We start from the raw sequence: 20,966 nt of genomic DNA, 5'->3' as shown, positions 1-20,966 counted from the left end.
CTCAGACGCTGCGCAGTACCGACACCACGATGCCCAGCACCGTGGCCTCGTCGCCGTCGATCACCTCGTACGCCGGGTTGCGCGGCTCCAGATAGACGTGGCCGCCGCGGCGGCGGAAGACCTTGACGGTGGCCTCGCCGTCGATCATCGCGGCGACGATCTGGCCCGAGTGCGCGTCGGGCTGCTGCCGTACGACGACGACGTCGCCGTCGCAGATCGCCGCCTCGATCATCGAGTCGCCGCGCACCCGCAGCGCGAACACCGTGCCCCGCCCCGTCAGGTCGCGCGGCAGCGTCAGCGTCTCGTCCAGCAGCTCGTCGGCCGGGATGGGCACGCCCGCCGCGATGTCGCCCACCACCGGCACGCTCACCAGGTCGGCCGCCGGCTCGGCGGACTCGGGGCGCAGGAACAGCCGTACGTCGATCGGCCGCGCCATCGCCGCGCCCCTGCGCAGCAGCCCCTGATCCTCCAGCGCCTTCAGGTGCTTGGACACCGTCGAGGCCGACCGCAGTCCCACCGCCCTGGCGATCTCACGCGTGCTCGGCGGGTAACCGTGCCTGACCACCCAGTCCCTGATCGTGGCCAGGATGTGCTGCTGCCGCTGGGGGAGGTGGTGGACATCGAGGTGCTCGAACGCGTCGCCGTAGGTGCTCACCGCCGAAATGCTAGAGCCTGCCGCGTCTCTCCGCGGTCATCGAGGCGTCAGGTGAAGGACGAAGGTCCTTCGAACGCGGGCCCTCCAGCACTGACACCCTGCCCTGTGTGCGGCTGTGATGGAGAGGTACGAACAAGGCGCCTCGGAGAGGAAGCCCCCCATGACCACCATGCACAAGCCCGCGAACCTCGGCGAGCAGGCTGAGCAGGCCGTCCAGGCCGCGCTGGAGGCGGCCACCTGGGCGCCGTCGGTGCACAACAGCCAGCCGTGGACGTTCACCGTCTCAGGGAACGAGATCACCGTGCGCGCCGACACCGGCAGGAGGCTGCGCCGCGCCGACCCCGAGGGCCGTCACCTGCTCATCAGCTGCGGGGCCGCGCTGTTCAACCTGTGCACGGCGCTGCGCCGCCACGAGTACGAGCCGGTCGTCCGCCTGCTGCCCGACCCCGACAAGCCGGCGCTGCTCGCCATCGTCCGGCTCGGCGAGCGGACAACCCCCGACGAGCACACCAAGACGCTGCACGGGGAGATCAGGCACCGCCGCACGCACCGCGCCCCCTTCGCCGGCATGCCCGTCCCCGACCGGCTGGTGGAGGCGCTGGTCCGCCAGGCCGCCGCAGAAGGCGCCCGGCTCACCCCGGTCCGGGAGCCCCGGGCCATCCGGGTCCTCGCCGCCCTGACGGAGGCGGCGCAGCACGTCCAGTCCATGGACCGGGCGTTCACGCTGGAGCTCATCCGCTGGGCCAGGCCGCCGGGCAGCGCCCGCAAGGACGGCGTCCCCGCCGACGCCTACCCCGCGCACTCCGCCGAGACGGGCTCCTCCGGCTTCGCCCAGCGCGACTACGCCTGGCGCCACGACTGGGGCACCCGCGGCGACCCGGCCGCCACCTCCATCGGGGTGGTGGCGCTGCTCACCACCCCGGGCGACACCGCCGCCGACTGGATCACCGCAGGTCAGGCCCTGCAACGCGTCCTGCTGCACGCGAGCGCTTACGGCGTCAGCGCCGCCTTCCACACCCAGGCGCTGGAGTTCCCGCACCTGCGCGCGTTCCTGAGCGAGGAGCTGTGCTCCGGGGCGCATCCGCAGATGGTGATGCGGCTGGGGATCACGTTCGACGAGCACGGCGCCGTCCGGCGGCCGGTGGCCGACGTGGTGGAGTGACTGCGGCTCCGATTCGTCCATGACACGTTCGGCTCTTCGGCCCTAGCCTTCGGCCGTCCGCGTGGCGGCCACTTTGCCGCGAACGCCGTGACCGGTCGGCGGGCGCCAGTCGGAGCGGCGGGGCCTGATCGCGCCGCGCAGGTAGAGGGCGTGGGCGGCGCGCCTGGCGAGGATGTCGAGGTGCGCGTCGAGCAGCGGCACCCGGGTGTCGGCCAGTTCGGTGCGGATCACGCGTACGAGATGGTCGAGCAGCGGCAACTCGGCCGGATCGGCGGGCCGCTCAGGCGCGATCTCATTAAGGTGCAGCCCAGGCCGCCGCGGGTCCTCCTGCTCCCCACAGACCCGGCACTCCTCCTCGGCGTCCTGGTCGCCCGGGTCCTTCCAGGCGACGTAACGATGAGGCTGGACATGCGACTCATACATGACAATCACCTCATACCCAGCCTAGAAGCCCATATGGCCCCCGACCAGCATCAGGCCGAGCCGTTTCGAGGCGCGCTCCTCCGCTGCTAACGTTCCTTATATTGATTATAAGTAGCGTTAACTCAAATCGAAGGGGCGCCGAGATGGAGTTCACCGTTCTGGCGGGGCTGGGTGGGATCGGGTTCGTGCTCGTGGGTCTGATCGTCAACGCGATCTATCTCCGCTCCGGCCTTCCGCTGCCGACTTCGGGACAGGGCCTGGACGCGGCCACCGACTCCTACGACGGCATCGCGGGCGCGTTGAAACGGCCGTCGGTGGTCGTGCCGGTGACCTGGCTGTGCCTCACCTTCTTCGCCGCGGGGCTGCTGTCGGTGTTGTGGCGCGGCGACGCCGACCAGGGGGCGTGGGCGCTGATGGGGTTCGCCGCGGTGGTGCTGCAGAATGCGACGTTCACCTGCATCGAGGCGCTGCGGTTCGGCATGGCGACGGCCGCCCGCCACGGACGCGGCTCGATGGCGGGTCTGTGGGGGATGAGCAACGTGCTGTTCGGGTTCAACCAGGCGTTCCTGGCCATGGCGCTGCTCGGCTTCACGGTCGCGGGGGTGAGCGGCGGGCTCGTGTCCGTCTGGCAGGCGGGTCTCGGCTACGCGAGCGCGGCGCTGCTCCTGGTGTCCTCGCTCGCGGCGCCGTACAACGTCGAGGGCGGCAACCGTCTCGGGCTGGCCGGGCTGATCGGCTGGCTGGGCTGGCTGGCGTGGATCGTCGCGTACAGCGTCACCCTGCTGCTGCGATAACGTCCTCGGCATGAGCGCAGAGGGGACCCGGCGCCGCTACGACTCGCTGCGCCGCACGGCGCAGGCGATGGAGACCCGCGCCGAGATCGCCCAGGCCGCACGCCGCCTCTTCGTCGCGCGCGGCTGGAGCGCGACGACCGTCCGCGACGTCGCCCGCGAGGCGGGCGTGTCCGTGCCGACGGTCTATGCGGTGTACGGCAACAAGGCCGGCCTGACCCGGGCACTGGCGGACGCCGCCGGCCTGTCCGCCGACCCCGCCCGCCAGCTGGCCGAACTGGAGGCCCCTGAGGCGACCCCCGAACGTCAGCTGGCCGTGATGGCCGCCTTCGACCGCCGCCTGTTCGAGCAGGCGGGCGACGTCATCGTGCCGCTTCGCGAAGCCGCCCGCGCAGAGCCCGACCTGGCCGCGTTCTACCGCGACAGCCGAGCCCGAGCCGACGAGACCCGCCTCGCCGTCTTCTCCTCCTGGCCCGCAGGAACCCTTCGCCCCGACCTGACCGTCCGCACCGCCACCGACATCTACGCGGCCCTGTGCAACATCGACGTCTACACCACCCTCACGAACGAACGCGGCTGGCCACCGTCCCGCGTCGAAGAATGGTGGTCAGAAGCCCTGCCCCGCGAACTCCTCAACCCCTGACGGCCGGCTTCCTGTGCCGGCCCGTCGCTACTCTTCGCTCAGATCATGACCGTCGATCAGCCCCTGAAGCGGGAGCAGGCCAGGATGTCCGAGCCGATGAAAGCGTTCACCGAACCATCCGGGATCTCGCATCTCTTCGGAGTCGCGGACCTCGAAGTCATCGAGGGGATGTTCCCTGCCGAGACCACTATCTGGCATCTCGGAGATCCGTATCCCGAATGGCTCATGACCGGCCCCAACGGTGTGACCTTCGGACTCGAGCGCGACGTGCGGGCCTACGTGCGTTACGAGTTATGGGGCGTGCCGCCACCGCCGCCGGACCCCTCATGGCGGACATGGGAGGGGGAGATCTTTCTGACGTCCGGGCGGATCGTCGCGGTGAGCTTCTTCGACGAAGCCGATTACCACACCGTGTTCGACCTGGGCCGCCGGGCCGCGAAGTGGCCGGTCCGGATCTCCACGAAGGCTCCGGTCAATGTCGACGACCCCGCGTTTCCGCGCGACATCTTCCGGGTGCACCTGTTCACCTTGCAGTTCTGGATCGGCTGACCACAGGGGAGCCCGCCACCACCAGGACCGCGTGCGTGACCGTGAAGGGGAACAGGTGGCGGCGGGGCTCCCGGATCCGGCCGGCAGCGGGGCGTGCTCGTACCCGGACGGGCGGCCGATCATCCGCGCTGGTCCTCGGGCAGGGAGGCGGATCATCCGCGGCTGGTCGTCAGGCGGGGAGGCGGATGGACATGGCGTGGTGGAAGACGTTCCGCGGGTCCCAGCGGGCCTTCACGCGCTGCAACCGCGGGTAGTTCCCGCCGAAGTACAGCGTCGTCCAGGGGACGCCGGAGGTGTTCCACTTCGGGTCGGCGTGGTCGGTGTCGGGGTAGTTGATGTAGGCGCCGCCGCAGTTGCCCCCCGGCACCGGTACGCCCCCGGTCGTCGCGTACAGGTCCCGGTGGAACTCCCGTACCCACCGGAGCTGGGTGGCGTCGTCCTTGGGGTCCTGCCAGGTGGCCAGGCAGAAGATCTTGAGGATGGAGTCGCGTTCCGCGGTGGCGGTGGCGGCGGAGGGGACGGTGTTGACCTGGCCGCCGTACGACACCGCCCACAGCGCCCGCGTCGTCGAGGCGGGCTTGCTCAGGTGGTCGTAGGCGACGTCGATCTGCCGGTCGGTGAAGCGTTTCCGCAAATATCCGGACTTGACCTTGAAGTGGCTGGACTGCTCGCCCTCGCTGAGCGCGAACGAGCGGATCGCCTGGTACCAGGGCTGCCGCCCGATCGGCAGGACCGTCGCGGCCGGCGTGACGCCCTCGCCCACGGCGGCGATGAAGTCCTTCATGCGCTTCTCGGCGTCGGGCCCCGTGGCGTCCATCTGGCAGGCCAGGACGATGCCGCCCGGGTCGGCGCCGTCGCTCCTGCCGTTCACCATCAGCACCCCGAACAGCGACGCGTACGGCGAGGACGGGTCGCTGTTGCGCTCGTGCCAGTCGCCGTGGTTGCGCAGCAGCCGGCGGAACGCCTCCTTCGTCATGCCCTGCCAGGACCAGACGGCGACCCCGGTGAGCAGTTCGGCGGGCGGCCTGGGCAGCAGCTTCGCGGGGTCGTTCCCCTTGGCCTTCGGGTCGCGCAGCCAGTAGCGGGTGACGACGCCGAAGTTGCCGCCGCCGGCCCCGGTGTGCGCCCACCACAGGTCGTGGTCGGGGTCGCGCGGGTCGCGGGTCGCGACGACGGCGCGGGCCCGGCCGGACTTGTCCACCACCACGACCTCCACGGCGTGCAGGTAGTCGATGGTGAGCCCGTACCGGCGGGACAGGGCGCCGTAGCCGCCGCCCACGATGTGCCCGCCGGCCGCGACGGTGCCGCACTGGCCGCCGGGCAGCGTCACGCCCCAGCCGAGGTGGAGCGTCCGGTACACGTCCATCAGCGTCGCTCCTGGCTGGACCATGAACGCGCCGCGCCGCTCGTCGAAGGAGACCTCGTTCATCTCGCACATGTCGATGACGACCTGAGAGCCGTCACCGACGAAGTTCTCGTAGCAGTGGCCGCCACTGCGCACGGTGACCCGCTTGCCGGCGCGTACCGCGTCGCCCACGGCTTTCACCACCTGCTCGGTGGAGCCGACCACCTGGAAGTACTCGGGCTTGGGGCGGAAGCGCCGGTTCATGCCGCGGACGGCGAGGTCGGCGTAGCGCGGGTCCTTCTGCCCGATGCGGACGGGGCCGAGATCGGCGTGCCTGGTCGAGGCGGCGGCCGGCAGCGCGGGGATGAGGCCCGCGGTGACCACGCCGCCCAGCGCCGCCGTACCGCCGAGCAGCCGCCGGCGCGTCACATCACTCATGTCAGCGACTCCAAGTCATGGGAGGGGAAAATCCGACCCCACCGACGCTAGGAGCGGCGCGATGAACGAGGAATGCACCTAGGTACACCCCCGGGCGAAGCTGAATGCACTTTCATGAGCGGCGGCGGCGCCCGCTGCGGCGCGGCGCGGGCTTGGCGCCGGCGAGCAGCGCCAGCCGCCGCTCCTCGCCGTGCTCCTCCACCTGCAGGACGACCTGGCGCAGCCCGTCGGTCAGCGCCAGGCAGGCGTCGCGGTCGAGGCGGGAGGTGATGAACGACTCCTCGGCGTTGAACGCGGGCAGCGACCCCCGCATGAACTCCTCGCCGGCGGCGGTCAGGCGCACCAGTACGAGGCGGCCGTCGGAGGCATGCCGGTGGCGCTCGACCAGCCCGCGTGACTCCAGCGTGTGCAGGACGCCGGTCAGCGTGCCCTTGGAGATGCCCGACTCGCGGGCCACGTGGCGGCTCTCCGGCTCGCCCCAGATCCAGATCACCCACAGCACCACGAACGCGGTCCAGGTGAGGTCGCCGCTGCGCAGGACGGCGTTCTCCAGGTGGTGGCGGACCGCGGCGGCGGCGCGGTAGATGTTGGCGACCAGGGCCATGCGCTCCCGGTCGATCGGCGTGCCGCCGAGCTTCGCCTCGACCAGTTTCTCCGCCTCGGTGATCGACCGTTGCCCGGGCACGCGGCCCTCCCTACGCCTTTTGAGCGGAAGTCCGGCTCCGAAGTATAGGTGCGGCGCCGGGCCCGCCCGTTGTGCCGATTCCGTGGATCGCCGAACCGTTTCGCCGCTTCGGACGTCTTCATGAGAACGGGGGCGTATTGGAGTGAAAGGTGGGCCGGACGAACATGATCATGCCGGAGACCGTGCTGGCGGGGCGCTACCGCCTGCTGTCGCGGCTGGGCAGCGGGGGGCACGGCGAGGTCTGGCGGGCCCTGGACGTCCTGCTCGACCGGGTCGTCGCGGTGAAGACCGTCCGCGCGGGGCTCGACGGGGACGCGGCGGCCAGGTTCCACGCCGAGGCCAGGTCGATGGCGACCGTCGAGCATCCCGGGGTGGTCGGGGTGTTCGACTACGGGATCGCGGACGTGGACGGGCGGCGCACGCCGTACCTGGTGATGAAGTACCTCGACGGGGAGCCGCTGCACCTGCTGCTGGAGCGCAGGGGACGCATCTCGGCCGGCGCGACGATGGACCTCGTCGCCCAGACGGCCGAGGCGCTGCAGGCCGCGCACGACGCCGGTGTGGTGCACCGCGACGTCAAGCCGGGCAACCTCATCGTCAGGGCCGACGGCAGCGTCGTGCTGACCGACTTCGGCATCGCCCGCGCGGCCGAGGGGCACAAGCTGACGGCCTCGGGCATCGTGCTGGGCACCGCCACGTACTGTGCGCCCGAGCAGGCGGAGGGCGCCGAGCCGAGCGCGGCCATGGACGTGTACGCGCTGGGCGTCGTCGCGTACGAGTGCCTGTCGGGCCGGCCGCCCTTCCACGGGGACAACGCGGTCGCGATCGCGCTCCAGCACGTCCACGATCCGCCACCGCCGCTGCCGGCGGACGTTCCCCCGGCGGTCGCCGAGGTCGTGATGCGGGCCCTGGCCAAGGATCCGGCCGCCCGCTGGCCCACGGCAGGCGCGCTGGCCGCGGCGGCCCGCGCGCTGTCCGGCGAGGTGGCCTCCGACTCGCCGCTGACGGACGGTTTCCCGGTGGCCCCCTCGACCGAGGAGCCGACGCCCAGCCGGTCCGGGACCGGTGCGGGCGACACGGCCGGGCATGCGGCGGAGAAGACCACCCGTGCGCGGGCCGGCGCCGGGAGAAGGGCCGCCCGGCGGCGCGGCGCCGCGACCGCGGGCGCGCTGGCCGCCGCCGGCATCGCCGCTGCCGCCGTGTGGGCGCTGCTCCCCGACGGCCAGCCCCGTACGCCGACCCAGGCCGGAGCCGAAGTGACGCCGGAACCCGCCACCCCGGCCGACCCCACCCCCGACCTCGTGACGCAGACGAAGGACCCCGAGCCGAGCGAGACCCCGGAGACCACCACCGAGCCCCCGACCGTCGAGCCCACGGAACCCACCCCCACCCCGGAGGAGGGCGCGATCGTGGGCGGCATCAGGTACGCGGGCGCGTCCAAGGACTACCAGCCCGGCATGGTGCAGGTCTTCACCGACAAGGGCAAGCGCGTGGCGCAGCGCAAGGCCGACCGCGACGGCTACCGCTTCTCCCTCCTGCCGGGCGGCTACCGCCTCCAGACGGCGCTCGGCGACACCAAGTGCTGGACGCTGGCCAAGGTCAGGTCGGACCGGACGACCAGGGCCGACCTCACCTGCCGCGCCCCGAAGCCGGAGGAGCCGCCGTTCCAGGGCGCCGCCGTGCGGGACGCGGCCGGCGACGCCAAGCCGGGCACCCCGGACGCCGGTAAGGCGCCCCCGTACGCGGACCTGCTGGCGGCGGTGGCCAAGGGCGGCGAGGACAGCGTGACGGTGGAGTGGGTGACCGGCGGCGCGGTCCCGGCGGACGGCGCCGGGCAGTGGACGGTCACGTTCACGCAGTCCGGCCAGAGCGGGACGGTGACGCTGACGGGCGCCAAGGGAGCGTGGACCGTGGACGCGTTCGGGAAGACGACGGCCGTCAAGCCCGCGCTCTCCGGCCAGGGGGTCGCGGTCACGCTCAGCCGGGCGACGCTGGAGGATGCCCCTGTCGACCTCACGAAGCCGTACGAGGTGGGCGGCGCCGCCGCCACCGTGACCGCCACTGGGACCGCCGGCGCGCACACCTGGACGGACACGGCCCCCTAGAGCGAGTGGCCGAGCACCGCGACGAACGCGGCGATGCGCTCCTCGTCGCGCCGGTAGTGCGTCCACTTGCCGATGCGGGTCGAGCGCACCAGCCCGGCCCGCTCCAGCGCGGCCATGTAGGCCGACACGGTCGACTGGGCGAGCCCGGTCTTGGCCTGGATGTGGCTGACGCACACGCCGGCCTCGTGCGGGTCGGCGATGCCGTCGGCCACCGGGAAGTGCCGCTCGGGGTCGCGCAGCCACGACAGCACCTGCAGGCGCACGGGGTTGGCGAGCGCCTTGAACACCTCGACCAGGTCGGGTGGCGATGCGGTCATGGGCGGTCCAATGGCAGAGCGAAAAGTATCGTTATGCTACCGGCCCGAGCTCGAAGGAGAGGTGCGGGGCCAGGGCGCGCAGGAAGTCCGCGGCGTCGAAGAGCGCGCCCGCCGACGCCACGCCTGTGGTCCTGACCCGCCCCGAAAGGATGCGCTCGACCGCCTCCACCGCGAGTGGCGCGCTGACGGCGTAGATGTCGCGGCCACGGGCCACCGCCCGCCGCTCCTGGCCGCCCGCGCGGACGACGACGTCCACCAGGAACGTCTCCGCCGGCCTGTCGCGCTCGTCCGCCGCCGCAGGGGCGGCCAGTTCCAGGGCCGCCTCGGCCGCCATGTACGAGCGCACCTCGGGAATCCGCAGGTGGCTGGGGATCGTGACGATGTCGGCCATGGAGAACTCGCCGATCACCGCTCGGGTGCCGAGCGGCTCGGGGAAGTCCCAGTCGAGCGCGGGCGGCTGGTCGTCGTGGTACTCGATGCGGCCGCCGGCGTAGCGCACCCGGAGGCCGCCGCGCCGCTCCCGGGAGACCGCGCCGGCCAGGCGGGTGCCCTCGGTGGGCCGCCAGCCGCTCAGTCCGTACGCGACGTGCGCCTCGTCGGCCGCCGTCCACTCGCGCATCGCGGCCGTCGCCAGCAGGTCGCCGAGGCCGCCGTAGAAGGCCATCGCGGGCAGCACCACGGTGCCGGCCGCGCGGGCGCGCTCGGCGAAGTCCGCGAACGTGTCCAGATTGGCCTCGATCTCGGCCGCCACGTCCACGTACGGGATGCCCGCCCGCAGCGCGGCCTCGATCAAGGGCGCCGCCGTCGTGGCGAAGGGCCCGGCGCAGTTGATCACCGCCGTGGCGCCCTCAAGGGCTTTGTCCAGGGCTTCCGGGTCGTCGGTCGACGCCTGCCGGGTGACCAGCCCCGGGTCGGCCGCCGCCAGCTCCTTCAGCTTGATCGCGTCGCGCCCCAAGGCGATCGGGACGAGCCCCCGTTCCTTCAGCTCCGCCAGCACGAAACGCCCGGTGTGCCCGTACGCGCCGTAGACCGCCACCGCCATGATGTCCTCCTCGTTCGTCATCGGTGACCATCCTGGCGCCGGTGATCGCCGGGCACGAGTGTCGGGAACGCCGTCACCCGTACACTTTCGGACATGCACACCGTCGCGCTGGCCGTCACCGACGGCATGCTGCACCTGGAGCTGTCGCTGGCGTACGAGGTCTTCGGCGGCGGCCCCGCCGAGGACTGGTACGAGCTGGTCCTGTGCGGCCAGGAGGCGGTCAGGGTCGGCCGGTTCCTGGTGGAGCCCGAGCGCGACCTCGACGCGCTGGCCCAGGCGGGCACCGTGATCGTCCCCGGCTGGGCGGACATCGACGTCGACCCGCCCGCCGACCTGGTCGCGGCGGTGCGCGCGGCCCACGAGGCGGGCGCCAGGGTGGCCTCGCTGTGCACGGGCGCGTTCGTGCTGGCCGCCGCCGGGCTGCTGGACGGGCGGCGGGCCACCACGCACTGGGCGCACACCGGCGTGCTGGCCGCCCGCCACCCCCGCGTCGAGGTGCACCCCGACGTCCTGTACGTCGACAACGGCAGCGTGCTCACCTCGGCGGGCAAGGCCGCCGCCCTCGACCTGTGCCTGCACCTCGTACGCCGCGACCACGGCTCGTCGGCCGCCAACGCGGTGGCCCGCCGCCTGGTGGTGCCGCCGCACCGGGAGGGCGGCCAGGCCCAGTTCGTCACCACGCCGGTGCCGGAGCGCGGCGACCACCCGCTCGGCGAGCTGTTCCCGTGGGTGCTGGCCAGGCTCGACCAGCCGCTGACGGTCGAGGACCTGGCCCGCAGGGCCAACATGAGCGCCCGCAACCTGGGCCGCCACTTCAGGGCGGTCACCGGCACCACGCCGCTGCGCTGGCTGCTGACCCAGCGCGTCCGCCGCGCCCAGGAGTTGCTGGAGGTCACCGACGACAGCGTGGAGCGCATCGCGGCGGCCACCGGCATGGGCACCGCGACGACGCTGCGCCGCCACTTCGGCCGCACGGTCGGCGTGGCTCCCGACGCCTACCGGCGCACGTTCAGGGCGCGTACCAGGGCATAGGCGGGGCGCGCTGACGGCATTGGTCAGCATGTCTATACATAAAGTTGATATTGAGGTACAACCAGGGCGAGCCCGATGGTTCTGGAGGTGTCTCGTGAGACGTACCCCGATCGTGCTGGCCCTGCTGGGAACGCTCGCCCTCAGCGGCTGCTCCTCAGGCGGCGGAGGCGGTGAGAGCAGCAGCGCGCCACCCGCCACGGCGGCGCAGGCGGGCGACGGCCGCTACGCCGTCATCACCCACGCCGCCGCCGGCGACTCCTTCTGGGACGTCGTCAAGAACGGCGCCGAGGCCGCGGGCAAGCAGTACGGCGTCACCGTCAGCTACCAGGGCGACGACGACCCGGCCAGGCAGTCGCAACTCATCGACCAGGCCGTCTCGGAGAAGGTGGACGGCATCGTCGTCTCCATGGCCAACCCCGACGCGCTCAAGGAGTCCATCGGCAAGGCCGTCGCCGCCGAGATCCCGGTGGTCACCATCAACTCCGGCGCCGACTCCTCCAAGGAGTTCGGCGCGCTCACCCACGTCGGCCAGTCGGAGGACGTCGCAGGGCGCGGCGCGGGCGAGCAGCTCAAGGCGGCCGGCGTCACCAAGCTGCTGTGCGTGATCCACGAAGCCGGCAACGTCGGGCTCGACCAGCGCTGCAAGGGAGCGGAGGAGACACTCGGCGGCACGGTCGAGCGGCTGCAGGTCAACGTCAGCAACCTCGCCGACGTCACCTCCAAGGTCGCCGCCAAGCTCCAGACCGACCAGCAGGTCAACGGCGTGCTGGCGCTGAACCCGGCCGTCGCGGTCGCCGCCAGGGACGCCATCAGGGACGCCGGCTCACCGGCCAGGCTGGCCACGTTCGACCTGTCGGCGGACGTGGTGAGCGCGATCAACGACGGCGAGATCCTGTTCGCCGTGGACCAGCAGCAATACCTCCAGGGCTACCTGCCGATCACGTTCCTCACCCTCTACAAGTCCAACCTCAACACGGTCGGCGGCGGCCTGCCGGTCAACACCGGGCCGGGGTTCGTCACCAAGGACAACGCGGCGCAGGTGGCCGAGCTGGCGGAGGCGGGCACGCGATGACGGTGGCGGCGGACGAGCGGGTGGCCCGGGTCGGCCTGGCCCGCCGCCTGCTCATCAGGCCGGAGCTCGGCGCGGTGGTCGGGCTGGTGGCGGTCTTCGTGTTCTTCGCCGCGCAGTCGCCGGTGTTCCGCTCGCCGGACGGCATCGCCAACTGGCTCGACCCGGCCGCGACGCTGGGCATCATGGCGGTCGCGGTGGCGCTGCTGATGATCGGCGGCGAGTTCGACCTGTCGGCGGGCGTGCTGACCGGGACGAGCGGGCTCGTGCTGGTGACGCTGGCCACCAGGTTCGGCTTCGACGTCTGGACCGCCATGCTCGTGGGGCTGGTCGTGGCGCTGGCGGTCGGGTTCGCCAACGGGCTCGTGGTCACCAGGACCCGGCTGCCCAGCTTCATCGTCACGCTGGGCATGTTCCTCATGCTGCAGGGCGTCAACCTGGGCGTCACCAAGGCCATCACCGGCACCGTGCAGGTCAGCGGCCTGCGCAGGGCCGAGGGCTTCGAGGCGGCCAACGCGATCTTCGCCGGCACGATCGACGTGGGCGGCACCTCGTTCCGGGTGGCGATCCTGTGGTGGATCGTGGTGACGGCGGTGGCGACCTGGGTGCTCATGCGGTCGCGGGCGGGCAACTGGATCTTCGCGGTCGGGGGCGACGAGCAGGCCGCGCGGGCGGTGGGCGTGCCCGCCGCCCGTACGAAGATCGCGCTGTTCATGACGACGGCGTTCGCCGCCTGGCTGGTCGGCTCGATGCTGGCGCTGCGTTACACGTCGGTGCAGGCCAACATCGGCATCGGCCAGGAGTTCATCTACATCATCGCGGCCGTCATCGGCGGCTGCCTGCTCACCGGCGGGTACGGCTCCGCGATCGGCGCCGCCATCGGCGCGCTGATCTTCGGGATGGCCGACAAGGGCATCGTGTTCCTCGGCTGGGACGCCGACTGGTTCACCTTCTTCCTGGGCGCGATGCTGCTGCTGGCGACGCTGGCCAACCGGCTGGTCCGGCGCTACGCCGAGGAGGTGCGGCATTGACCCCGATCCTGGAGACCCGTGGCATCGGCAAGACGTTCGGCTCGGTGCTGGCGCTGCGCGAGGTGTCGATGAGCGTGGCGGCCGGCCAGGTGGTCTGCGTGCTGGGCGACAACGGCGCGGGCAAGTCCACGCTGATCAAGATCCTGTCGGGGGTGCACCAGCACGACGCGGGCGCGTACCTGGTGGACGGCGCGGAGGTGCGGCTGACCGGCCCCCGCGACGCGCTCGACCGCGGCATCGCCACCGTCTACCAGGACCTCGCGATGATCCCGCTCATGTCGGTCTGGCGGAACTTCTTCCTCGGCTCGGAGCCGCGCAAGGGCCTGGCCTTCGACGTGGCCAAGGCCCGCAGGGTGGCGCGCGACGAGCTGCGCGCGATGGGCATCGACATCCGCGACGTGGACCAGCCGGTCGGCACGCTGTCGGGCGGCGAGCGCCAGTCGGTCGCCATCGCCAGGGCGGTGTACTTCGGCGCCCGCGTGCTCATCCTCGACGAGCCCACCTCGGCGCTCGGCGTCAAGCAGGCGGGAGTGGTGCTGCGCTACATCGCCCGCGCCCGCGACCGGGGGCTCGGCGTCGTCTTCATCACCCACAACCCGCACCACGCCTACCCGGTGGGCGACCGGTTCCTGCTGCTCAACCGGGGGACCGCCATCGGCGAGTACGGCAGGGCGGACATCACCCCACAGGAGCTGACCGCCCTCATGGCGGGCGGCGCGGAGCTGGAGGAGCTGGAGCACGAGCTGCGCCGCGAACCACCTTTGGGAGACATTTGACGCGATAGGGCGATCGCCTGGAGGAAAAGGCAGGCAGAGACATCTGGCATGCCGAACACGAGAGGCGCAGGTGATCGCCATGACGACCGCCACCGGCAAGGTCGTGCTGGAACGGGCGGCCCAGGAGTTCGCCGAGGGCACCGCCACGCCGCCCTTCATCTACGAGCTGCCGCCCCAGCAGGGCCGTGACCTGCTGGAGAAACTCCAGTCCGGCACCGGCGTGCACAAGCCGGACATCGACGAGGAGTGGATCCAGGTCGAGGGCGGCCCCACCGGGACGGTGCCGGTGCGGATCGTCAGGCCGAAGGCCGCCACCGGCACGCTGCCGGTCATCTTCTACATCCACGGCGCGGGATGGGTCTTCGGCTCCGCCCGCACCCACGACCGGCTCGTCCGCGAGCTGGCCGCACGGGTCCACGCCGCGGTCGTCTTCCCCGAGTACGACCGGGCGCCCGAGGCGAAGTACCCCACCCAGATCGAGCAGAACTACGCCGCCGCCCAGTGGGTGATGCGGCACGGCGCGGAGAAGCACCTGGACGCCTCCAGGATGGCGGTCGCGGGCGACTCCGTCGGCGGCAACATGGCGATCGTGCTGGCCATGATGGCCAAGGAGCACGGCGACGTACGGCTGCGCGGCCAGCTCGCGTTCTACCCCGTCACCGACGCGGCCTTCGACACCGGCTCCTACCAGCAGTTCGCCACCGGCTACTACCTCAACCGCGACGGCATGAAGTGGTTCTGGGACCAGTACACCACCGACCCGGCCGAGCGGGCCGACCCGCACGCCTCGCCGCTGCGGGCGAGCACCGAGCAGCTGCGCGGCCTGCCGCCCGCGCTCATCATCACCGACGAGGCCGACGTGCTGCGCGACGAGGGCGAGGCGTTCGCGGCCCGGCTGCGCGAGGCGGGCGGCGACGTGACCACCGTGCGGATGGCGGGCATGGTGCATGACTTCGTCATGCTCGACGTGCTGCGCGACACCAACGCCGCCGGGGCCGCCATGGCGCTGGCCACCGGCAAGCTCCGCCGGTGGCTGGAAGCTCCGCGGTAGGGCGGCCGGCATGACCCTGTGGCAGGGGCCACCCCCGGGGCCGTTATTACCCGGGCGACCGATGCGGCGGACCGCTCCTGGAGGGCGGTCCGCACAGGTCGCGGAGGCCGGATAAGGCGGCGCGCACAGCCGCGCCGGCACAGGCCGGACGTAAGGTGCCGCCAGCATTCCGCCCCCCTCCGAGGAGCATCCATGACCGCCACCCAAGCGCGGACGCTGCCCATCGGCGCGGCGTTCGACCGCATGCCGTTCACCCGCCGGCACGTGCTCATCGCGCTCGCGCTCTTCGTCGCGTTCGTCATCGAGTCGTGGGAGCAGCTCGCGCTCGTCTACGTCTCCGGCGACCTCGGCGCTCAGCTGGGCATCGGCGAGGCGGGCATCGGCGTGGTGCTGTCGGCGGTGGCGTTCGGCATGATCCCCGGCGTGCTGGTCTGGGGGCCGGTGGCCGACAGGATCGGACGCCGGCCGACCGCGTTCTGGTCGCTGCTCGCCTACGGGGTGCTCGCGCTGGCCTCGGCCTTCGCCACCGGCGCGGAGGCCCTGGTGGCGCTGCGGGTGGCGTCGGGGCTGGCGCTGGCCGGCGTCTACACGATCACGTTCCCGTTCTTCCTGGAGCTGCTGCCGACCCGGCACCGTGGGCGGGCCGCGGTCTACCTGTCGATCGGGTGGCCCATCGGCATGCTGGCCGCCATCGGCGCGTCCGTGCTGCTCGGCGACCTCGGCTGGCACGTCGTGGTGATCGCCAGCGCGGTGGCCGGGCTGTGGGCGTTCGCGGTGCGGGCCTGGGTGCCCGAGTCGCCGTACTGGCTGGCCGCGCGCGGCCGGCAGGAGGAGGCACGGGCGGTGCTGCGCGAGCTGGGCAGCCCCGACGCCGATGCCACGTTCACCGTGGCGAGCGAGCGGGTCGGGCGGCCGCTCGACCTGTTCAAGGGCGGGCTCGGCCGGATCACCCTGGCCATGCTGGCGCTCAACTTCGTCTTCAACTGGGGCTACTGGGGGCTGCAGACGTGGCTGCCGACGCTGCTGCAGGAGCGCGGGCTGACGCTGTCGGCCTCGCTGGGGTTCGCGGCGCTGAGCGCGCTCATGATGATCCCCGGCTACGTCAGCGCCTCCTGGCTGACCGGCCGCTACGGCCGCAAGAAGGTCTTCCTCGTGTACGTGGTCGCCGCCGCCCTCGGCGGCCTGTGGTTCGCCACCGCCTCCTCCACGACCGGCCTCTACCTCGGCAACTTCGTGCTGTCGTTCTTCAGCCTCGGCGCGTGGGGTGTGTGGAACACCTGGAACGGCGAGTTCTACCCGACCGCCCTGCGCGGCACCGGCTACTCGTGGGCCACGGCCGCGCAGCTCGTCGCCACCACCGTGGCGCCCTCCGCGGTGGGCGCGTTGCTCGCGGGCGCCACCGGCTTCACCGCTACCATGCTGATCATCAACGCGTTCATGGTGGCCACGGCGCTGCTGGCGCTGCCGCTGCCCGAGACGGAAGGGCGCGAGCTGGAGTGATACTCGGCGTCGCGCTGGAGGCGGCGGGCGGGCCGGGCCCGCCCCCGATGCTGGTGGCGGCGGACGAGGGCGGTCCGGTGTGGCCGGTGTCGCGCGCGGCGGCCCGCACGGCGGCCCGCGTGTGCGTGGCGCTCGACCTGACCGGCGCGCCGGTGGCGCCGGTGGCCGCGATCCGGGTGGGCGGCCGCTGCCCCGAGGCGCTGCGGCCGGTGGCCGACCCCGGCGTGGCGACCATCGTGCGCGGCGGGCACAGCGTGACGGGGCGGCGGCTGGCGCCGCTCGACACCGAGGCCGTACGCCGGTTCGCGGCGGAGTGCGGGCTGCTCGACTTCGCGGTGACCGCCACGGGCTCGCCGGTCCTGCCCGAGCACGAGCTGGAGGTGGCCGCGATCATCGCCGCCGAGGTGCCGGGCGCGCGCATCACCCTGTCGTACGAGTTCGGCCATCCCGGGCTGCGCGAGCGCGAGGCCGAGACCATCCGCAACGCCGCCCTGTCGGCCGAGGCCGACCGCATCGCCGACGACGTCGCCAGGGAGCTGCCCGGCGTGCCGGCCTACTTCGCGCGCTCCGGCGGCGGGGTGGTGTCGGCGCACTACTTCCGGCGCTTCCCGCTGGCCTGCGACCTGGGCGCGACGGCGAGCTCCGCGCGGGGCCGCGCGGAGCTGGGCCCCGACGTGCCCGACGGAGTGGCGGCGGCGTACGGGGCGCTGCTGGGCGAGCCGGCCGCCCAGGTGGAGCGGATCGTGCAGGCCCGCGGCAGGGCCGAGCTGGACCGCATACTGCAGGACGCCAGGGACGAGGCGCTGACCAGGGTGGTGAGCGCGGGCGCTGCGCCGGGGTCGGCCCGCATCGCGGAGACGACGGTGAACCCGCTGTCGTACCTGCCCGACGGGCTCTACCGGGTGCGGGTGACGGCGGGCGGTCAGCTGTGGTCCGGCTGATCGACCCCGCCGGTCTCGACCGCCTCTCCGCCGGGTCGCGGGTGCTCGCGACGGGAGCGGCGGAGTCGTCGTACAACCTGGCGCTGGACTGGGCGCACTCGGTGGTCGGCGGCGGCGTGGAGCTGGCGGCGGCCGGCGAGCTGCCCGATGAGACGGTGTGCGTGGCGGTCAGCCTGGTCGGCTCGACGACCGCGCTGGGCGAGCAGCTGCCCGCCGGTGACGAGCCCGAGCGGGCGGTGCGGGCACTGGAACGGCGGCTGGGCGAGCGGGTGGGCGCGGTCGTGGCGCTCAACCTGGCCGCGGAGAACGCGCTGGTCCCGCTGATCGCGGCGGCCGCGCTGGGCGTGCCGCTGGTGGACGGCGACGGGACGGGGCGGGTGTTCCCGCTGGTGGAGCAGACGACGTACAGGCTGGGCGGGGTGAGCGCGGCGCCGCTGGCGCTGGCCGGCGGCTCGGGGGAGCTGGTGGTGCTGGAGACGGCGGCCGACCGGGTGGAGGAGTTGCTGCGGCCCGTCGTGCTGTCGGTCGGCGGCTGGGCGGTGGCCGCCTGCTACCCGATGACGGCCCGTGACCTCGCGCGGGTGGTGGTGCCCGGCACGGTGAGCCTGCTCATGCGGGCGGGCGAGCCGGGCGTGCCGCGTGCGGCGGCGGCCCCGTACGGCGCGCGCACGCTGTGCCGGGGCCGGATACTCGCGGTGGAGGGCAGCACCGGGCACGGCTCCGACATGGGGCTGCCGTCGCAGCCGTCGTCCATCGTGCTGCGCGAGTCGGAAGGGCTCGGCCGGCTGGTCCGGCTGGAGGCGCACAACGAGGTGGTGCTGGCGCTCGCCGACGGCGCCGTGGTGGCCGTCGTGCCCGACCAGATCTGCATGATCTCGCTGCTCGACGGCATGGTGGTGGACGTGGACAAGGCCGAGCCCGGCCTGGAGGTGGAGATCATGGTGGTGCGGGCGGCGCCGGTGTGGCACACGGAGCGGGGCCTCGCGCTCGGCGGGCCGCGCGCGTTCGGGATCCCGCTGTGAGCGACGTGCGGACGGCCGGCTGGGAGGCCCCCGTCACGGTGGCCGAGCTGGTCAACGCGGGGCCGCTGGCGGGAGCCCGCATGTACGGCGCGGGCGAGCATCCCGTACGCGGCGTGCGCATCGTGGACGAGCTGGCCGTCTTCGCCACGGTCACGCCGCACACGGCGGTCGTGCTGAGCGGGGCGGCGGCCGGCGGCGGCTGGGCGGTCGAGATGGCCATGCGCCGGGCCTGGGAGCAGGCCGCCGCGTGCGTCATCGCGCCGTCGGGCGGGCTCAGCGAGGGCTCGGGCGAGGTGCTGGCCGAGCGGCTCGGCGTCACGCTGGTCTTCGTGGACGACGACCCGCTGCTCGTCGCGGTACGCGTGGCGTCGGCGGCGGCACGTCCCGACGCGGCCCGCACCCAGCTCGTGGCCCGCTGCGCGACCCGGCTGGCCGAGGCGGGCACCTCGCCGCGGCGGGTGCTGGGCGTGCTGAACGCCGAGCTGCCCGGCACCGCCGTGGCCTTCCTCGACCGCTACGGCCTGCCGCTCGCGGGCCGCCGCGACGCCCTCGACCCGCAGACCGGGCGCGGCCGGTGGTCGGCCGAGGTGGAGGTGCCCGACCTGGCGGGCGAGGCGCTGGGCCGGCTGGTGGCGGCCGGCTCGTCCCGCTCGCCCGGCTGGCCCGCCGTGGTGCGCACGGTACTGGGGCTCGCGGTGGCGCCGCTGACCGCGTGGGCGGCCGGCGAGCGGCTGCGCGCCTCGCACGACTTCGCCCTCCAGACGTCGCTGGCCGAGCGGCTGCTGCGGGAGGCGAAGCGGCCGGGCGCGCCGATCGAGGAAGAGGAGGAGGCGGCGGCGGTCGCGCTGGGCTGGGCGGTGCGGGGCCCGCTGACCGCCTACCACGTGCGCCCGCTGGCCGAGGCGCCGGCCGACCCGGTGCCCGCCGGCACGCTGATCGCTGCCGCGCTCGGTCAGGTGCCGGTGCTGGTGCGGGCCGGCGGCTGGGCGGGCTGGTCGGCGCTGCCGCCGCAGGACGTCGCCGAACGGCTGCTGCGCTGCCTCCCCGCGATGCCGTGGCCGGCCGCCGCGGGCGTCGGAGCCCAGGTGGACGGGCTCGCCGCGGCGGAGGAGTCGCTGCTCGGCGCGCAGGCGGCGGCGTTCGTGGCCGCGCCCGGCACGGTGGCGCGGGCCGACCGCATGGGCCCCGCCGAGCTGCTGGGCGCGCTGCCGGTCGGCGGGCTGCGGGCGCCCGCGGAGGTGGTGCTGCGCCCGCTGCTGGCCGTCGACAAGGACGGCACGCTGCTGGAGACGCTGTCCGCGGTGCTGGACGAGGGCGGCGCGCTGCGCGCCGCCGAACGGCTGGGCGTGCACCGCAACACGATCACGACCAGGCTCGAACGCATCAAGGCGGCCGGCTTCGACCTCGACGACGCCCCCGCCAGGCTGGCCCTGCAGCTCGCCTGCCACGTGCTGCTGCGATCACCGGGGACGCCCGACGTGACATCCTCTTGAGAGCAGCAGGAAAGGAGACCCCCGTTGCCGGACGCCAGACTGCTCGCCGTCAGCGACCTGCACGTCGCCTACCCCGAGAACCGCGCCATCGTGGAGGAGCTGAAACCGCTCGCGCCCGGCGACTGGCTGCTGGTGGCCGGCGACGTGGGCGAGCGGCTGGCCGACATCAGGTGGGCCCTGGGCCTGCTGGCCGGCCGGTTCGAGCGGGTGGTGTGGGTGCCGGGCAACCACGAGCTGTGGACGCCGCCCGGCGACCCGCCCGAGCTGCGCGGCGTGGCCCGCTACGACGAGCTGGTGCGCATCTGCCGTGAGCTGGGCGTCGTCACGCCGGAGGACGACTATCCGTTATGGCAGGGTGCGGGCGGCCCGGTGCGGGTCGTGCCGCTCTTCCTCCTGTACGACTACACGTTCCTCCCCGAAGGCCACCCCACCAAGGAGAGCGCGCTCGCCTACGCCCACAGCACCGGCGTCGTCTGCACCGACGAGTTCCTCCTGCACCCCGACCCCCACCCCACCCGCGACGCCTGGTGCCGCGAGCGCGTGGCGCGCACCGAGCGCCGGCTGGCCGAGCTGGACGACGACGTGCCGCTGGTCTTCGTCAACCACTACCCCCTGGTACGCGAGCCGACCGACATCCTGCGCTACCCCGAGTTCGCCCAGTGGTGCGGCACCACGGCCACGGCCGGCTGGCACGTACGCCACCCCACGGCCGCGATGATCTACGGCCACCTGCACATCCCGCGCGTCACCCGCCACGACGGCGTGCGCTTCGAGGAGGTGTCGCTCGGCTACCCGCGCGAGTGGAAACGCCGTCCCGGCGGCCGGCGGCTGCTGCGTGACGTGCTGCCGGAGGCGCAGAAGGGGGAGGCGTAGAAGAGCGAGGCGTGGAAGGGGGA

Annotated in this window: 21 protein-coding genes; 15 read left to right on the top strand and 6 right to left on the bottom strand. The window is 73.2% G+C overall.

Going from position 1 to position 20,966, the window contains the following annotated elements; genetic code table 11:
- Window position 1 precedes the first annotated feature (1 nt).
- Window positions 2-655 carry a transcriptional repressor LexA gene (gene lexA / locus ACFFR3_RS06625; protein WP_345385562.1) on the bottom strand — a complete coding sequence of 218 codons (654 nt, stop codon included), beginning with the start codon at window positions 653-655 and terminating at the stop codon, window positions 2-4.
- Between the two features lie 160 nt (window positions 656-815).
- Between lexA and ACFFR3_RS06620 the strand changes: the two genes are divergently transcribed.
- Window positions 816-1,817 carry an Acg family FMN-binding oxidoreductase gene (locus ACFFR3_RS06620; protein ID WP_345385560.1) on the top strand — a complete coding sequence of 334 codons (1,002 nt, stop codon included), beginning with the start codon at window positions 816-818 and terminating at the stop codon, window positions 1,815-1,817.
- Window positions 1,818-1,859: 42 nt separating this feature from the next.
- Here the strand turns inward: ACFFR3_RS06620 and ACFFR3_RS06615 are convergent, their stop codons facing one another.
- Window positions 1,860-2,240, bottom strand: a complete 381-nt coding sequence (locus ACFFR3_RS06615; protein WP_345385558.1) for a hypothetical protein — start codon at window positions 2,238-2,240, stop codon at window positions 1,860-1,862.
- 143 nt (window positions 2,241-2,383) lie between these two features.
- Here ACFFR3_RS06615 and ACFFR3_RS06610 point away from each other — a divergent pair, with 143 nt between their 5' ends.
- From ACFFR3_RS06610 to ACFFR3_RS06600, 3 genes are read left to right on the top strand one after another with little or no spacing between them, the layout of a single operon-like run.
- The gene (locus ACFFR3_RS06610; RefSeq protein ID WP_379482764.1) at window positions 2,384-3,034 is read left to right on the top strand and encodes a hypothetical protein; all 651 of its coding nucleotides are present in this window, start codon (window positions 2,384-2,386) and stop codon (window positions 3,032-3,034) included.
- 10 nt (window positions 3,035-3,044) lie between these two features.
- The gene (locus ACFFR3_RS06605; protein WP_345385552.1) at window positions 3,045-3,674 is read left to right on the top strand and encodes a TetR/AcrR family transcriptional regulator; all 630 of its coding nucleotides are present in this window, start codon (window positions 3,045-3,047) and stop codon (window positions 3,672-3,674) included.
- 45 nt (window positions 3,675-3,719) lie between these two features.
- Window positions 3,720-4,223, top strand: coding sequence for a hypothetical protein (locus ACFFR3_RS06600; protein ID WP_345385550.1), 504 nt, complete (start codon window positions 3,720-3,722; stop codon window positions 4,221-4,223).
- Between the two features lie 169 nt (window positions 4,224-4,392).
- Here ACFFR3_RS06600 and ACFFR3_RS06595 read toward each other — a convergent pair whose 3' ends face one another.
- Together ACFFR3_RS06595 and ACFFR3_RS06590 are read right to left on the bottom strand one after the other, a co-directional pair.
- A complete protein-coding gene (locus ACFFR3_RS06595) occupies window positions 4,393-6,006 on the bottom strand; it encodes an FAD-binding oxidoreductase (protein ID WP_345385548.1) in 1,614 nt (537 codons plus the stop codon).
- A 112-nt stretch (window positions 6,007-6,118) separates the two neighbouring features.
- On the bottom strand, window positions 6,119-6,691 hold the full coding sequence (locus ACFFR3_RS06590; protein ID WP_379482763.1) for a MarR family winged helix-turn-helix transcriptional regulator: 573 nt from the start codon (window positions 6,689-6,691) through the stop codon (window positions 6,119-6,121).
- 164 nt (window positions 6,692-6,855) lie between these two features.
- Between ACFFR3_RS06590 and ACFFR3_RS06585 the strand changes: the two genes are divergently transcribed.
- Window positions 6,856-8,796: a serine/threonine-protein kinase gene (locus ACFFR3_RS06585; RefSeq protein ID WP_379482762.1), complete on the top strand. Its 1,941-nt coding sequence runs from the start codon at window positions 6,856-6,858 to the stop codon at window positions 8,794-8,796.
- Here ACFFR3_RS06585 and ACFFR3_RS06580 read toward each other — a convergent pair.
- On the bottom strand, window positions 8,793-9,113 hold the full coding sequence (locus ACFFR3_RS06580; RefSeq protein WP_345385540.1) for an ArsR/SmtB family transcription factor: 321 nt from the start codon (window positions 9,111-9,113) through the stop codon (window positions 8,793-8,795). The genes ACFFR3_RS06585 and ACFFR3_RS06580 overlap by 4 nt on opposite strands.
- A 31-nt stretch (window positions 9,114-9,144) precedes the next feature.
- A complete protein-coding gene (locus tag ACFFR3_RS06575; RefSeq protein ID WP_364379593.1) occupies window positions 9,145-10,176 on the bottom strand; it encodes a saccharopine dehydrogenase family protein in 1,032 nt (343 codons plus the stop codon).
- Window positions 10,177-10,248: 72 nt separating this feature from the next.
- On the opposite strand from ACFFR3_RS06575, the gene ACFFR3_RS06570 reads away from it, so the two are divergent.
- From ACFFR3_RS06570 to ACFFR3_RS06525, 10 genes are all read left to right on the top strand, one after another.
- On the top strand, window positions 10,249-11,187 hold the full coding sequence (locus tag ACFFR3_RS06570; RefSeq protein WP_364379596.1) for a helix-turn-helix domain-containing protein: 939 nt from the start codon (window positions 10,249-10,251) through the stop codon (window positions 11,185-11,187).
- 94 nt (window positions 11,188-11,281) lie between these two features.
- Entirely contained in the window at window positions 11,282-12,259 is a 978-nt protein-coding gene (locus ACFFR3_RS06565) for a sugar ABC transporter substrate-binding protein (RefSeq protein WP_345385536.1), read from the top strand.
- The gene (locus ACFFR3_RS06560; RefSeq protein WP_364379602.1) at window positions 12,256-13,287 is read left to right on the top strand and encodes an ABC transporter permease; all 1,032 of its coding nucleotides are present in this window, start codon (window positions 12,256-12,258) and stop codon (window positions 13,285-13,287) included. The genes ACFFR3_RS06565 and ACFFR3_RS06560 overlap by 4 nt, the downstream gene beginning before the upstream one ends.
- Window positions 13,284-14,063 carry an ATP-binding cassette domain-containing protein gene (locus tag ACFFR3_RS06555; protein WP_364379605.1) on the top strand — a complete coding sequence of 260 codons (780 nt, stop codon included), beginning with the start codon at window positions 13,284-13,286 and terminating at the stop codon, window positions 14,061-14,063. The genes ACFFR3_RS06560 and ACFFR3_RS06555 overlap by 4 nt, the downstream gene beginning before the upstream one ends.
- A gap of 79 nt (window positions 14,064-14,142) precedes the next feature.
- A complete protein-coding gene (locus ACFFR3_RS06550; RefSeq protein ID WP_345385534.1) occupies window positions 14,143-15,114 on the top strand; it encodes an alpha/beta hydrolase in 972 nt (323 codons plus the stop codon).
- Window positions 15,115-15,306: 192 nt separating this feature from the next.
- Window positions 15,307-16,614 carry an MFS transporter gene (locus ACFFR3_RS06545; RefSeq protein ID WP_345385532.1) on the top strand — a complete coding sequence of 436 codons (1,308 nt, stop codon included), beginning with the start codon at window positions 15,307-15,309 and terminating at the stop codon, window positions 16,612-16,614.
- Window positions 16,611-17,555, top strand: a complete 945-nt coding sequence (locus ACFFR3_RS06540; protein ID WP_345385530.1) for a hypothetical protein — start codon at window positions 16,611-16,613, stop codon at window positions 17,553-17,555. The genes ACFFR3_RS06545 and ACFFR3_RS06540 overlap by 4 nt, the downstream gene beginning before the upstream one ends.
- Window positions 17,543-18,577 (top strand): DUF917 domain-containing protein, encoded by a 1,035-nt coding sequence (locus ACFFR3_RS06535; RefSeq protein ID WP_345385528.1) that lies wholly within the window; start codon window positions 17,543-17,545, stop codon window positions 18,575-18,577. Before ACFFR3_RS06540 ends, ACFFR3_RS06535 begins: the two co-directional genes overlap by 13 nt.
- Entirely contained in the window at window positions 18,574-20,070 is a 1,497-nt protein-coding gene (locus ACFFR3_RS06530; protein WP_379482761.1) for a PucR family transcriptional regulator, read from the top strand. The genes ACFFR3_RS06535 and ACFFR3_RS06530 overlap by 4 nt, the downstream gene beginning before the upstream one ends.
- Window positions 20,071-20,094: 24 nt before the next feature.
- The gene (locus ACFFR3_RS06525) at window positions 20,095-20,943 is read left to right on the top strand and encodes a metallophosphoesterase family protein (protein WP_379482760.1); all 849 of its coding nucleotides are present in this window, start codon (window positions 20,095-20,097) and stop codon (window positions 20,941-20,943) included.
- Window positions 20,944-20,966: the final 23 nt, after the last annotated feature.

It is taken from the genome of Nonomuraea salmonea (assembly GCF_042428605.1).
GTDB classification, from domain to species: domain Bacteria; phylum Actinomycetota; class Actinomycetes; order Streptosporangiales; family Streptosporangiaceae; genus Nonomuraea; species Nonomuraea salmonea.
This window is presented reverse-complemented; position numbering and strand designations above follow the sequence as displayed.